Source organism: Microbacterium trichothecenolyticum (assembly GCF_030818955.1).
Taxonomy (GTDB): Bacteria; Actinomycetota; Actinomycetes; order Actinomycetales; family Microbacteriaceae; genus Microbacterium; species Microbacterium trichothecenolyticum_B.
In genome coordinates, this window is record NZ_JAUTBF010000001.1 from 2,305,848 (window position 1) to 2,318,821 (window position 12,974).

Below are 12,974 nucleotides of genomic sequence, written 5' to 3' on the forward strand. Positions count from 1 at the left end.
GTCGATACAAGTGTGTATCGAAGCTCAGTATCCCATGCGCCCTCGACGCGAAGGCCGCATCAGAACAGGGTCGACGCCGTCAAACCGATCGCCGCTGCGACCACCGAGCCGACGAAAGACACGACCGCGTACAGCGTCGCCGTGTGCGCGCGTCGCTCCTCGGCCAACAGCGCGGTGGTCACCGCGACGGCGCTGAATGTCGTGTACCCGCCGAGCAGCCCCGTGCCGATGATCCAGCGCCAGGCCTCGTCCGTCGGAAGCGGGCTCAGGATGCCGAGCGCCAACGCGCCCGTGAGGTTCACCACCAGGATCCCCCATGGGAACCGCTCCCCCGCCCACCGGCGCACGGCGGTGTCGAGCAGGTACCGGGCGGCGGCGCCGACGCCGCCCGCCGCGGCCACGGCGAGAAAGACCAGCGGAGTCATCGCGCCGCCCGCTTCCCCCGGCCGAGCCACACACCGGCCCACGCCGCCGCCGTCCCGACGATCACCGTCGCCACGCCCCACCACAACAGCGCGAGGTCCGTGGACTCCACGGCGAGCGCGCTGTACGTCGTGAAGCCGCCGAGCACGCCGGTGCCGAGGAACAGCTGCGCCCGCTGCGCGCGCGACGATTCCGGCATCCGGGCTCGCCAGCCGAACAGGATGCCGATCGCGAACGCTCCGGCGACGTTGATGAGCGGCACGAGGGCGGGGCCGAGGTCGTCGCCCAGCGCCAGCGTGAGGCCGGCGCGGGCGGCGGTGCCGATCGCTCCGCCCACGGCGACGAGGACGACCTCACCCCACATGCTCACCGCGCCACCCTACGCCGCCTCCGCATCCCATCGCCCGTGCCGCGTTCGCGCGCCCGCACGTCTGCCCACCCCCGGCGAGCGTCCGGAAGACCCGGACGATTGTCCAGAACGTCCAGGTGTCGTGGACGCTCGCCGCAGGAATCGGCACGCGCAACGCCGACGAACGCGACGAGGGCGACGCAACCCCCGCGACAGCACCGGCACCGACCGCGCAGAATCTCCGCGTCCACGCAACGGAAGGCCGCAACGAAAGGCCCTCATCATGCCTCGATCGAGACCGGCGGCCGTCCTCGCCGCGGTTCTGTGCGCCCTTCTTCTCGCCGGGTGCGGCATCCACATCCCGTCCGACCCCGCCGGAACGCTCGAGCACGTCGAGAGCGGCGTCCTGCGCGCCGGCATCTCCCCCAATGACGGATGGGTCGAGATCGACGGAACCGAGCCCTCCGGCACCGAGGTCGAGGCTCTCGTCGACTTCGCCGACTCCCTCGACGCCGACGTGGAGTGGACCGTCGGCTCGGAGGAGTCGCTCGTGCGCGGTCTCGAGAACGGCGACCTCGACGTCGTCACCGGGGGCCTCACCGACGAGACGCCCTGGACGAACAAGGCCGGAACGACCCGCCCCTGGGCCGAGACCACGCTGGACGACGGCAACAAGGTGAAGCTCGTGATGCTGGTGCCCCTCGGCGAGAACGCCTTCCTCTCGCGACTCGAGACCTTCCTGACCGAGGAAGCGCAGCGCAAGGGGATCGCCCCGTGAGCGGCGAGGTCGTGCGCTTCGGGCGCACCGAGCTTCCGCCGAGGCAGGTCGAGGCCCTGCGCCGCGCGGTGCGCCTGGAGTGGCTCACGATCGGCGTGCTCGTGGTCACCGCGACGCTCGTGTTCATCGTGCTCGGCAGCTCCCAGGCCATGAAGGCGGCCTGGTCGGAGGACCTGCTGTCGTTCATCCCGCCCATCGCGTTCCTCATCGCCGTTCGGCTCGCGCGGCGTCCGCCGAACAAGCAGCATCCGTACGGCTTCCACCGCTCCGTCGCGGTCGGCCACCTCGTCGCCGCGGTCGCCCTGACCGGCATGGGCACGTTCCTTCTCGTGGACTCCGCGATCAACCTCCTGCGCGGCGAGCACCCCACGATCGGCACGGTCAACCTCTTCGGCATCACGATCTGGCTCGGCTGGTTGATGATCGCCGTCATGGCCGTGACCGGCATCCCGCCCGTGATCCTCGGCCGCATGAAGCTCAGCCTCGCGCGCGAGCTGCACAACAAAGTGCTCTACGCCGACGCCGACATGAACAAGGCCGACTGGCAGACCTCGCTCGGCACGATCATCGGCGTGCTCGGCATCGGGGTGGGTCTGTGGTGGATGGATGCCGCGGCCGCCATCTTCATCTCGGGCAGCATCCTGCACGACGGCGTCAGCAACCTCCGGGCGGCGGTCGTCGACCTGATGGACGCCCGCGCGACGACGTTCGACGACAACCACCCGCACCCGCTCGCCGGCCGCGTCGACCAGTACCTCGCGAGCCTGCCCTGGGTGGCGGCCGCAGGAAGCCGCGTGCGGGACGAGGGCCATGTCTTCCACATCGAGGCGTTCGTCGTGCCGCGCCGCCGCAAAGTGGCGCTCGCCGACATCGAAGGGGCGCGGCAGGGGTGCGTGGCGCTCGATTGGAAGGTGCAGGACGTCGTCATCGTGCCCGTCCCCCGGTTGCCCGAGGTGGTCGACGCCGTCACTCCCCCAGGATCAGCCGCCTGATCGCGGCATCCCTCGATCCGCCGAGGTCCATCGTGCGCCCCTTGCGGTAGAGCGAGAAGACCCGCGGATCGATGTAGCTCGACCGCGCCACGGCAGGGGTGTTCCCCAGCGCCTCGGCGGTCGCGCGGACGGCTGCGACCTCGGCCTTCTTACGCTCGTTCTTCCCGCCCACCGTGCCGGCCTTCGCCAGCGACTCGGCCGCGAGGATCGTACCCCGCAGCGTCCGGAAGTCCTTCGCGCTGAACGCACCTCCCGTGAGCGTGCGGACGTACGCGTTGACGTCGGCGGGGGTCAGTGGCACCCGCCGACGACCGCGCCGGTAGCTGAGCAGCGCGGCGCGCGAGCGTCCCACGGCGAGTTGCTCGACGAGGGATGCCAGTTCGGCATCGCGCACACGCAGATCGGCGCGCTTGCCGCTCTTGGCGGGGAAGGACAGGCGGATCAGGTCGCCCTCGACCGCGGCATCCCGCCGCTGCAACGTCGTGAGGCCGCGGCTGCCGTTCGTGACGAAATACCGGGCGTTGCCGACGCGCGGGGCCACGAGGTCGAGGAGGCGGAACGACACCGCGAGCACCCGCTCACGGTCGATATCGGAGCGTCGAAGCGACCGCGTCACCCGGGCGCGGGCTCGGGGGAGCGTCTCCGCCAGGTGCAGCGCCCGCGCGAACTTGCCCTTGTCCTGCCGTTTCGCCCAGTCCGCGTGGTACGTGTACTGCCGCCGCCCGGCTTCGTCGGTACCGACCGCCTGGATGTGCGCGTTCGGCTCCTTCGCGATCCACACCTCGCGCCACGCGGGCGGGATGACCAAGCCCCGGGCACGCTCCGCGTCACGCTCGGGAACGGCCGTCCCCGTGTGGTCGACGAAGCGGAAGCCCGACCCCGACCGCACCCGGCGGTAGCCCGGGTCTTCGTACGGCCGGGCGCGGATGAGACGCGGCATGGACGTCAGTGATGGCGAAGCAGGTCGATCAGCTCCGCCTTCTTCTTGCCGGAGTAGCCGGTGATGCCGAGTTCTTTCGCGCGCGTCTTCAGCTCGTCGACCGTGCGGTCCTCGTAGTTCTCGGCGTGACCGCCCTTCTCGCCGACCTTGCTGCGACCCTGAGCCGCGGCGGCGTTCGAGATGCGCGCCGCCTTCTGCTTCGAGTCTCCCTGCTTGCGCAGTTCCTCGTAGAGCTCGGGGTCCTTCAGACTGTTCGATCCGCGTCCCTGGGGCATGATCGTCTCCTTCCGTCGGGACACCGACGCTACGACGCCGAGCACGGGGCCATCGTCGGGGTTGACAGTGCAGGATGCCACGACCCACCGCTCAGGCCGGGCGCACAGCGCGCTCGCGGGAACGCCGATCCCGCGCGTGACGACGGGACGCGGTGGGAACGTGGACGCGCCGACTCGCCAGGCTCCGCGTTTCGACGCGAATGCGACAGGGAGCCCCCGTCCTCGCCGAGGACGCGCATCGGCCTTCTCGGGCGATCTCGTGGCACCGACGTCGAGGGCCGACACTTGACAGGAACGCGATATATCTCGATACTCGTCACAACGCGATATATCGCGAGTGAGGAGATCACCCATGGAGAAATGGATCATTCATCCCGGCGAGACCCGGGTCATCGACCTCGAGTCGCTTCGCGAGCTGAAGGTCGGCCTCGTCGGCGGACAGATCGACGTGATCGCCCACGACGAGCCCGACGCGCGCGTCGAGGTGCACCGGGTGACTGTCAAAGACCTGCGTATCGAGATGGTCGACGGCCGGCTCGAGATCGACCATCCACAGCTGCGGTGGGACAACTTCCTCGAGGTCTTCCGCAACTTCGGCGCCGGCGGGCCCAAGGCCGAGATCAGCGTCGCCGTGCCCCGCACCGTCGCCCTCACTCTCGGCGTCGTCAGCGCGAGCGCCCTGGTGTCGGGCCTGCGCACCGATGCCCGCCTCAACACGGTGTCGGGCGACATCATCGTCGACGGCCTCACCGGCGACGTCACCCTCAACGCCGTCTCGGGCGACGTGCAGGTGCGCGAGCTCGAGGGCGCGCTCAGCGCCAACAGCGTCTCCGGCGACGTCGCGGTCACCGGCCGCGTGACGAAGGCATCCATCGACACCGTGTCGGGAGCCATGCTCGTCGACTCGACCGGACCGACGCAGTCGATCTCCCTCAACTCCGTCAACGGCTCCGCCACCGTCCGCCTCGACCGCTCGCTGCCCGCGAACTACGTCTCGCGCTCGGTCAGCGGCCGCGTGCAGATCGACGGTCAGGTGCGCTCAGGGTCGGGACCCACGAACTACACCGGGTCGACCGGCACCCTCGCCGGGTCGTTCGTCGACGTGCGCGCCAACACCGTCTCGGGCGAGATCACGGTGCTGCGCCGCGGCATCTCGGGGCTGCGCCCCGAGGAACTCGCCGGAGAGGAGGAGTGGTGATGAGCCCCGTCTTCTCGCACGGCGACCTGCGCCTGTACATCCTGAGCCTGCTCGACGAAGCCCCGCGCCACGGCTACGACCTCATGCAGGCACTGACCGATCGCACCGGTGGCACCTACTCGCCCTCCGCCGGCACCATCTACCCCCGCCTGGCCAAGCTCGAGGAGGAGGGGCTGGTGACCAAGACCGTCGACGGCCGCAAGACCGTCTACGAGATCACGGATGCCGGGCGCACCGAGGTCGCGGACCGCTCCGGCGACCTCGAGGGCATTCGGGCGGGCCTCGCCGACAGCGTGCGCCTCATCGCCGACGAGGTGCGCGGGAGTGTTCGCGACGCCATGCGGAGCCTGCGCGCCGATCTCGCCGCCGCCGCCCGCGACGAGCGGGATCACTCCCCGTCCGTCCCCGCCGACGACACTCGCGCCCGCAGCCGTGAGCAGCTCTCCCGCGCCGATGCGGCGATCAACGAGTTCCGCGGCCGGGTACGCTCCGAGCTTCGCGCGCACGTGGCTCGCGGCGGCGAGCTCGTGGCATCCGGGGTCGACGAGATCGAGGCGGCGCTGCGCCAGGCGTCCGAAGCAGCCTCCCGCGCAATGCGCGGCTGAGCCTCACCCCTCCCAGGGCAGGTGCTCGTCGGGGCCGGCCGGCTCGTCCACGGGAACCACCAGCACCGGACGATGCTGACGGTGGGTCAGCCGGGCGGCGACGGAACCGGTGAGGAACTCCCGCAACGACTCCCCCAGCCCCCGCTTGCGCGTTCCCACCACCAGCAGCGACGCCCCCACCTCGTCGGCGAGACCCATGAGCGCGAGAGCGGGGTCACCGAACACCTGTCGAACGCGCCACGCGGCGGTGCTGCCGGCGAGGGCCGCGTCGGCGGCACGCTGTACCTCTTCGAGGGCGGCTCGCGCCGCGGCCCCCGCCAGATCGACGGTCGACGGGTGCACGTAGCCGTCGGGGTCCTCGAAGGCCACGAAGCGGGTGGTGTCGACGTGGGCGACGACGAGTTCGGTGTACGCCAGGGCGGCGTAGCGCGCCGCCTCCTGCACGACGCGGGGAGACTGCCCCGGCACGACCCCCGCGATGACGGGACCGGATGCCGCGGGGCGAGGGAGATCGGTCATGCGCGAAGGCCTTTCGTCGGTGCCGTCACGGCGGCCGCCCAGCCGCTCGACGGCTGGGCGGGAAAGCGCCGTGATATCCTGGCTGCTACTCTTACCGGCTCGGTCCGGAACCGCAATACGCAGGGCCCAGAGCGCGGCCCTCGACGTCGATCGTGAGGGGGTCTCGCATGGGGCGTGGCCGTCAGAAGGCGAAGAACACCAAGATCGCCCGTGAGCTGAAGTACGACACCTACTCGGTGAACTACTCGGCTCTCGAGCGCGAGCTGGGCGCACCCGAATCGGGTGAAGACGCGTACGTCGACAAGTGGGCCGACCAGTACAGCGACGAGTACGAAGACGAGAAGGCGTAAGCCGCCCGTCGTCACCAGGTGCGGCCGGTGCGCCGTTCCCACGCCTGCTCGATCGTTTCGTTCCGCGAGACGACGACCGCGGCGGGAATGATGCACAGCACCGCTGCGCCGAGCAGGACGATCCCCGCGGTCCAACCGCCGGTGATCTCGTGCGTGACCCCGATCGCCAGCGGCATGAGCGCGGCGAGCCCGTAACCGACGCTCTGCACGAACCCGCTGAGAGCAACGGCGGTGTCGTGCGAGCGGGTGCGCATCCCGAACAGCACCAGCACCATCGGGAACATCAGGGGCACGAGTCCGACCAGCACGACCCAGAGGGTCGTTGCGGCGGCCGGTGCGAGCAGCAGCCCGGCGACTCCGACGAGCCCGCACACGACCGCGACGGCGTAGAACGGCGTCGTCCGACGAACGCGGCTGACGATCACCGGCACCACGAGGGCGACGGGCATGCCCATGAACGAGAACAGCGCGAGCAGTCCGCCGGCCTGCACGGCACCCACTCCCGCGACGTCGACGAGCAGGGGCGGGAGCCAGGCGAACAGCCCGTAGGCGGCAGATGAGTTGACCGCGAACGTGACGACCAGCGCCCAGGTCTGCGGCACCCGCACGACCCTCGCCAGCACCGACGCACGCGGCTCCTCGATCTCGTCGGCGTGCGACGCGCGAGCGCGCAGCAGCATCGCCACCCAGGGAACGACGGCCGCGACGGCGACCGCCGCCCACACCAGGAACGAACCGCGCCAGCCGATCGCCCCCGCGAGAGGGACCGCGACCAGCGGCGGCACGAAGGTCGCGACCGCCATCGTCGAGGAGTACACCGTGGTCATCAGCCCGATGCGAGACGGGAAGTACTTCTTCACCACGGCCGGGAGCAGCACGTTGGCCACACCGACGGCAGCGAACACACCCGCCGTCGCCGCCAAGAGCCCGGCCGCCTCGACCGCGACCGCCCGCAGCACGAGCATCGCCGCGGCGAGCGCCGCTGCCACCAGCACCAGACGTTCCAATCCGATACGTCGCTCGATGGACGGGGCGAACATCCCCGCCAGCGCGAACGCCGCCGGCGGTGCCATGCCGATGAGCCCGACGACGGCGGCCGGCACGTCGAAGTCGCGTTGGATCGCCGTCAACAGCGGCGACAGCGACGCGACCGCGATGCGCAGCGTCAATGCGAGCAGGACGACGGCGGCCGCAGCGAGCGCGACCATCCCCGCCCCGCGGCGGGTCAAGACTCCTGGCTGCCCTCGACCCAGGCGAGGTACTCCTCCGACACGGTGCCGGTGACGTAGCGACCGTCGAAGCAGCTCATGTCGAGGTCGACCAGGTCGGTTCCCTCCATGATGGCGGCCTTGAGATCCTCGACCTCCTGGTACACCAGGTAGTCGCAGCCCAGCTCTTCGGCGATCTCGGGGATCGTGCGGCCGTGGGCGACGAGCTCGTGGCGCGAGGGCATGTTGATGCCGTACACGTGGGGAAAGCGCACGGGAGGTGCGGCGGAGGCGAACGTCACGCTCTTGGCCCCGGCATCCCGAGCCATCTGGATGATCTCGCGGCTGGTCGTACCGCGCACGATCGAGTCATCGACGAGCAGGACGTTCTTGCCCTGGAACTCCGTCGACATGGCGTTCAGCTTCTGACGCACGCTCTTCTTGCGCACCGCCTGGCCCGGCATGATGAAGGTGCGACCGACGTAGCGGTTCTTGTAGAAGCCCTCGCGGTACTCGATGCCGAGCTTGCGGGCCACCTGCATCGCCGCCGGGCGCGCGGAGTCGGGGATCGGCATGACCACGTCGATCGACCCCGCCGGGGTGTACTTGGCGACCGTGTCGGCCAGGCGCTCGCCCATGCGCAAGCGCGTCTCGTACACCGAGACGCCGTTCATGACCGAGTCGGGACGGGCGAGGTAGACGTACTCGAACGAACACGGCGCGAGCGTCGGGTTCACCGCGCACTGCTGCGCGTGCAGCGTGCCGTCGAGGCTGATGAACACGGCCTCTCCGGGCTCGATGTCGCGGACGACCTCGAAGCCGGCGTTCTCGAGCACGAGAGACTCGGATGCCACGATGTACTCGTCGCGCGGCTCGCCGCCGGGCACCTGGGCCGCGGGGCGCTTTCCGAGGATCAGGGGACGGATGCCGAACGGGTCGCGGAAGGCGAGCAGACCGTAGCCGGCGATGAGGGCGATCGAGGCGTAGGAGCCCTCGACGCGCTCGTGCACGCGGCCGACCGCGCGGAACACCTGTGCGGGGTCGAGGTCGGGTCCGGTGATCTCGGACTGCAGCTCGGAGCCGAGGATGTTCACAAGCAGCTCGGTGTCGCTGCTGGTGTTGAGGTGACGACGGTCCTTGCTGAACAGCTCGCGGGTGAGCTCGCGCGTGTTCGTCAGGTTGCCGTTGTGCACGAGCACGATGCCGTAGGGCGCGTTGACGTAGAAGGGCTGTGCCTCTTCCTCGTTCGACGCGGTGCCCTTGGTGGCGTAGCGCACGTGCCCGAGGCCGATGTCGCCGAGGAGGGCCCGCATGTCGCGGGTGCGGAACGCCTCGCGCACCTGACCCCGGGCCTTGTGGATGTGGAAGACGCCGCTGGACTCCGCCGTGGCCATACCCGTGGAGTCCTGTCCCCGGTGCTGGAGGAGGAGGAGCGCGTCGTAGATCTCCTGATTGACCGGGCCCTGCCCGGCCATGCCGACGATGCCGCACATGGGGTGTTACTTCGCTCCGTTCGCCGGGGTCCCGGCATCCGCGTAGGTTCCGACCAGGCGCACGGCGCCCCCGTCGACGCCCTTCGCGCCCTGTTCGTAGTCGCCCTCGGGGCGGATGTCATCGCGCACGACACCGACCTGCCAGGTCGCGATGCCGTCGGCCTGCAGCGCCGCGATCGCGGCATCCGCGATCTCGGGGGCGACGACGGCGAGGAAGCCGATGCCGAGGTTCCAGGTGCCCTCGGTCGCGGTCAGCTCGAGGCCGCCGAGATCGGCGAGCACGCGGAACACCGGCGAGGGGCTCCATGTCGAGCGGTCGACATCGACCCACGTATTCTGCGGCAGCACGCGCGCGAGGTTGGCCGCGATGCCGCCACCGGTGACGTGGCTGAGCGAGTGGATGCCGGTGCCCACGGCCTCGTCGTCGAGCAGGCGCAGCAGCGGCGAGGTGTACAGGCGCGTGGGCTCGAGCAGCGCTTCGCCCCAGGTGCCGCCGAGGTCGGCGGAGAGGGAGCCGTAGGCGATGCCCGCGCCCGTGATGATGTGGCGAACGAGCGAGTAGCCGTTGGAGTGCAGGCCGCTGGAGGCCAGCGCCAGCACCACGTCGCCGCTCTTGACCCGGTCAGCACCCAGCACGCGGTCGGCCTCGACCACGCCGGTCGCCGCTCCCGCGACGTCGTAGTCGTCGATGCCGAGCAGACCCGGGTGTTCGGCGGTCTCGCCACCGACCAGCGCGGTGCCGGTGGCAGAGCACCCGCGCGCGATGCCGGCGACGATGTCGGCGATGCGCTGCGGCACGACCTTGCCGCACGCGATGTAGTCGGTCATGAAGAGCGGACGAGCGCCCACCACGACGATGTCGTCGACGACCATGCCGACGAGGTCTTCGCCGATGGTGTCGTGCTTGTCGATCGCCTGGGCGATGGCGACCTTCGTGCCGACGCCGTCGGTGCTCGTCGCGAGCAGCGGCTTGGCGTAATCGCGCAGAGCGGAGGCGTCGAAGAGACCGGCGAAGCCGCCCACGCCACCGAGCACCTCGGGTCCGTGGGTACGGCGCACGGCCGACTTCATCAGTTCGACGGCGAGATCTCCGGCGGCGGTGTCGACGCCTGCGACGGAGTACGGGTTTTCGTGGGGAGCTGAGGCCACCGCAACAGACTACCCGGGGTGGGCCCGCGCGCGTCGCGCGGGGTCGTCGACCGGGCGGGCGGGGCGCGCGGGGCGCGGGGCGCGGGGCGCGCGGGGTGCGGGGCGGGGGGCGGGGGGCGCGGGGCGCGGGGCGCGTCGCGCGGGCCCGGGCGTGCGGGGCGGGGCGCGGGGCGCGGCGGGACGAGCGGAGGATCGGGGACGCGGGGAGGAGCATCTCGCGCGAAGCATCCTCCGCCCGTCCCTCAGCCTCCGCTCGTCACGCCGCGCGCCGGCGGCGGCACTTCGCGGCACAGCGGCAACGCGCGGCAGGGCGGCAAGGCGGGGCGCGGCGGCAGCAGCCCGGGGCGCGGCGGGCTCAGGTGTCGCCGGCGCAGCGGGACGAGCGGAGGATCGGGGATGAGGGGAGGACTGATGCGCTCGAAGCATCCTCCGCCCGTCCCTCAGCCTCCGCTCGTCACGCCGCCTGCGCCACTTCGTCGCCCGGTCATCGCTTACGCGCGAGGTGCAGGCCCTGCGCGATAGCGCGCGAGATCAGATACTGCACGCTCGGCCAGTCGTCGACGATCTGGCGATAGCCGACGCGGATCACGTGATACCCGTTGAGCGTGAGGAGGGCGTCGTGACGGATGTCTTCGGCCCGTTGCTCGCCCACGTGATGCGCGCCGTCGATCTGCAGGACGAGCCTTTCGCCGATCAGCAGGTCGACGCGGTGACCGTGGAGAAAGGCCTGCGGCAGAAGGCGCACCTTCATCCACCGAAGACGGAAGATCACGATGCTCTCCAGGCCGGAGTCGGCGAAGGGCTGCACCTCGTCGAGGAGCGACCGAGCGCGGCCGGGCAAGGCCAGGCGGGAGAGCGACTCGGCGGATGCCATCTGCTTGTTGAGTGCCGATTCCCAGACGATCACGGCCTCTTCGCGGGGTATGCACGTAGCGACGAGGACGAGCACGTTCTCCACCGAGTCCACCAGCGCATCGGGATGCCGCGGCACGACGGGATGCGCTCGGTGAACGCGCGTACCGGCCGCCACCTCCACGCGACCGGCGTGCGGCGACGCCGCGACGTGCGCCCCGCGGGGCCGGGCGACCCAGAGGCCGAGATGTTCGGCAGCGCTCAGACAGGAGACCACGACGCCCCCGCGAGCGGCCGCGCGCAGCGACGCATCGGCATCCGGTAAGGCGAGCCACGACCGGCGGATACGAAGAAGCCGCCCCGCAGCGACGGCGTCCGCAACCGCTCGCCAGGACAGCCCCTCGTCCTTCAACCGCACGCTGCGGACGACCCCGCCTGCCCCTCGAACGAACTCGACCGGATCAGACGGGAGGGATGCCATGAGCACAGCGTCGCGGAGAGTCGGCCTCTCTCGGGCGGGCCGTCGAGTGAATGGGGAGAACGACTCCGAAGCAGACGTTGTGCAGGAGGGGCAGCCCCTCGGTCGGCCGGTGACGGGCGGAGGATGAGGGACGAACGGAGGACAGCACGACCGGACAGACCCTCCGCTCGTCCCTCGCCCTCCACTCATCACGGCCGCGCCGCCGAGCAACCCGCACACCGGGTGTCACACACGCGGCGCAAGGCCCATCGCCCGGCCCGCGCCCCGTCTTTACAATGACGCCATGACGGGCGGCCAGCCGGAGTGGGTGATCCGCGAGGACGCGGCGAAGTCGGTGCTGGTCGCGCTGTATCTGCGGCAGGTGCTCGGCATCCGCTCACCGGAGGAGCTCCCCGCTCTGCGCCGCGTGCCGCCGCCGGTCGTCCGAGACGAGACGGATGCCGCGCACGCGCAACTCGAACGCGAGTGGCGCGTCTTCTGGGCGATGGCCGTCGAGCCTCAGGCGCATCCCTCGCCGGTGCCGCTGGAGCTCGTCGACGGTTTCGAGGGCCTCGTCGCACGGCCGGTGGACGGCGCGGACGCACTGCGGCGCGCCATCTCCTCGCATGCCGACGACGCCGTCGACTTCGCCCGGCTCGCGCACGACCGCTATGCACGGGAGTCGGCCGCGCGGCCGGGGGTGTCGTACCGGGCCTACGCGAGCGCAATCGCCGCGCACGAGAGGGCGGTGGGCCGCCGGGCGCACTCCTTCGAGCTGAACGTGCAGGTGCTGCCGCTGGCTCAGCGCGGGGTGTGGTGGATCGGATCGCTCACGGTGGCCGTCACCGATGGCCTGCGCGGTGACGTGGCGGCGTTCGACTCCGCGATCCACCCGATCATCGCGGAGCTCGCCTGAGGCTCAGACCTCGTGCTGCTCGTGGTCGACGATGACCTGCCGCGTGCGCCGGCCGAGCACCCGCTCGAACACCAGCGCCACGATGGCGGCCAGGGCCACACCGGCGACGACGCAGATGAGAGCGGTGAAGGCGAACACCTGCAGCTCCGAGTACACGACCTGCGTGTAGGGGCTGACGTCGGTGCCGTCGATGGCGACCGTGAGCACGAGGGCGACGAGGATGCCGAGGAACGCACCCGCCGCGAGGAAGACGCCGTACTTGGGCGCGCGGCGCACCGTCGCCCTCTCGATGCCATCGCGGATGTACATCGGTCGTTCGGGAACGGGCTGCTCGACCATGTGCCCATTCTCCCACCGCGGGGCGCACAGCGGGTCGAGGTCTCTCGACGTGAAACTGCGCGCGAGCGCGAGGGGTCGCGGCGCCGGCCAGGTCGATGTCGTCGATACCGACGATGCTGACGTCGTCG

General features: G+C 70.8%; 16 protein-coding genes. 6 read left to right on the plus strand and 10 right to left on the minus strand.

Annotated features, from left to right (window positions below; genetic code table 11):
* Positions 1 to 59: 59 nt before the first annotated feature.
* Entirely contained in the window at positions 60 to 425 is a 366-nt protein-coding gene (crcB, locus tag QE412_RS10885; protein WP_307483412.1) for a fluoride efflux transporter CrcB, read from the minus strand.
* Complete coding sequence (locus tag QE412_RS10890) at positions 422 to 787, minus strand: fluoride efflux transporter FluC (RefSeq protein WP_307487176.1); 366 nt, start codon at positions 785 to 787, stop codon at positions 422 to 424. The genes crcB and QE412_RS10890 overlap by 4 nt, the downstream gene beginning before the upstream one ends.
* A 268-nt stretch (positions 788 to 1,055) precedes the next feature.
* Here QE412_RS10890 and QE412_RS10895 point away from each other — a divergent pair, with 268 nt between their 5' ends.
* Positions 1,056 to 1,550 (plus strand): hypothetical protein, encoded by a 495-nt coding sequence (locus QE412_RS10895; RefSeq protein ID WP_307483415.1) that lies wholly within the window; start codon positions 1,056 to 1,058, stop codon positions 1,548 to 1,550.
* Positions 1,547 to 2,542 carry a cation diffusion facilitator family transporter gene (locus QE412_RS10900; RefSeq protein ID WP_307483419.1) on the plus strand — a complete coding sequence of 332 codons (996 nt, stop codon included), beginning with the start codon at positions 1,547 to 1,549 and terminating at the stop codon, positions 2,540 to 2,542. Before QE412_RS10895 ends, QE412_RS10900 begins: the two co-directional genes overlap by 4 nt.
* Here the strand turns inward: QE412_RS10900 and QE412_RS10905 are convergent.
* Both QE412_RS10905 and QE412_RS10910 read right to left on the minus strand, forming a co-directional pair.
* The gene (locus QE412_RS10905) at positions 2,517 to 3,482 is read right to left on the minus strand and encodes a DNA topoisomerase IB (protein WP_307483422.1); all 966 of its coding nucleotides are present in this window, start codon (positions 3,480 to 3,482) and stop codon (positions 2,517 to 2,519) included. The two genes, QE412_RS10900 and QE412_RS10905, sit on opposite strands and share 26 nt — an antisense overlap.
* Positions 3,483 to 3,487: 5 nt before the next feature.
* Positions 3,488 to 3,757 (minus strand): DUF7218 family protein, encoded by a 270-nt coding sequence (locus QE412_RS10910; protein ID WP_307483424.1) that lies wholly within the window; start codon positions 3,755 to 3,757, stop codon positions 3,488 to 3,490.
* A 352-nt stretch (positions 3,758 to 4,109) separates the two neighbouring features.
* Between QE412_RS10910 and QE412_RS10915 the strand changes: the two genes are divergently transcribed.
* The gene (locus tag QE412_RS10915) at positions 4,110 to 4,955 is read left to right on the plus strand and encodes a DUF4097 family beta strand repeat-containing protein (protein WP_307483427.1); all 846 of its coding nucleotides are present in this window, start codon (positions 4,110 to 4,112) and stop codon (positions 4,953 to 4,955) included.
* A complete protein-coding gene (locus QE412_RS10920; protein WP_307483429.1) occupies positions 4,955 to 5,560 on the plus strand; it encodes a PadR family transcriptional regulator in 606 nt (201 codons plus the stop codon). The genes QE412_RS10915 and QE412_RS10920 overlap by 1 nt, the downstream gene beginning before the upstream one ends.
* Before the next feature lie 3 nt (positions 5,561 to 5,563).
* On the opposite strand, the gene QE412_RS10925 is transcribed toward QE412_RS10920, so the two are convergent.
* Positions 5,564 to 6,079 carry a universal stress protein gene (locus tag QE412_RS10925; RefSeq protein WP_307483432.1) on the minus strand — a complete coding sequence of 172 codons (516 nt, stop codon included), beginning with the start codon at positions 6,077 to 6,079 and terminating at the stop codon, positions 5,564 to 5,566.
* 167 nt (positions 6,080 to 6,246) lie between these two features.
* Here QE412_RS10925 and QE412_RS10930 point away from each other — a divergent pair, with 167 nt between their 5' ends.
* Positions 6,247 to 6,429 (plus strand): DUF3073 domain-containing protein, encoded by a 183-nt coding sequence (locus QE412_RS10930; RefSeq protein ID WP_307483433.1) that lies wholly within the window; start codon positions 6,247 to 6,249, stop codon positions 6,427 to 6,429.
* Positions 6,430 to 6,440: 11 nt separating this feature from the next.
* On the opposite strand, the gene QE412_RS10935 is transcribed toward QE412_RS10930, so the two are convergent.
* The 4 genes from QE412_RS10935 to QE412_RS10950 form a co-directional block, all read right to left on the minus strand.
* Complete coding sequence (locus QE412_RS10935; RefSeq protein ID WP_307483435.1) at positions 6,441 to 7,658, minus strand: MFS transporter; 1,218 nt, start codon at positions 7,656 to 7,658, stop codon at positions 6,441 to 6,443.
* Complete coding sequence (gene purF, locus QE412_RS10940) at positions 7,655 to 9,130, minus strand: amidophosphoribosyltransferase (protein ID WP_307483437.1); 1,476 nt, start codon at positions 9,128 to 9,130, stop codon at positions 7,655 to 7,657. The genes QE412_RS10935 and purF overlap by 4 nt, the downstream gene beginning before the upstream one ends.
* Before the next feature lie 6 nt (positions 9,131 to 9,136).
* Complete coding sequence (gene purM / locus QE412_RS10945; RefSeq protein ID WP_307483439.1) at positions 9,137 to 10,279, minus strand: phosphoribosylformylglycinamidine cyclo-ligase; 1,143 nt, start codon at positions 10,277 to 10,279, stop codon at positions 9,137 to 9,139.
* A 484-nt stretch (positions 10,280 to 10,763) separates the two neighbouring features.
* On the minus strand, positions 10,764 to 11,612 hold the full coding sequence (locus QE412_RS10950; protein ID WP_307483442.1) for a DUF559 domain-containing protein: 849 nt from the start codon (positions 11,610 to 11,612) through the stop codon (positions 10,764 to 10,766).
* Positions 11,613 to 11,895: 283 nt separating this feature from the next.
* Here QE412_RS10950 and QE412_RS10955 point away from each other — a divergent pair, with 283 nt between their 5' ends.
* Entirely contained in the window at positions 11,896 to 12,507 is a 612-nt protein-coding gene (locus tag QE412_RS10955) for a zinc-binding alcohol dehydrogenase (RefSeq protein ID WP_307483444.1), read from the plus strand.
* Between the two features lie 3 nt (positions 12,508 to 12,510).
* On the opposite strand, the gene QE412_RS10960 is transcribed toward QE412_RS10955, so the two are convergent.
* Positions 12,511 to 12,846, minus strand: coding sequence for a potassium transporter Trk (locus QE412_RS10960; RefSeq protein ID WP_307483447.1), 336 nt, complete (start codon positions 12,844 to 12,846; stop codon positions 12,511 to 12,513).
* Positions 12,847 to 12,974 lie beyond the last annotated feature (128 nt).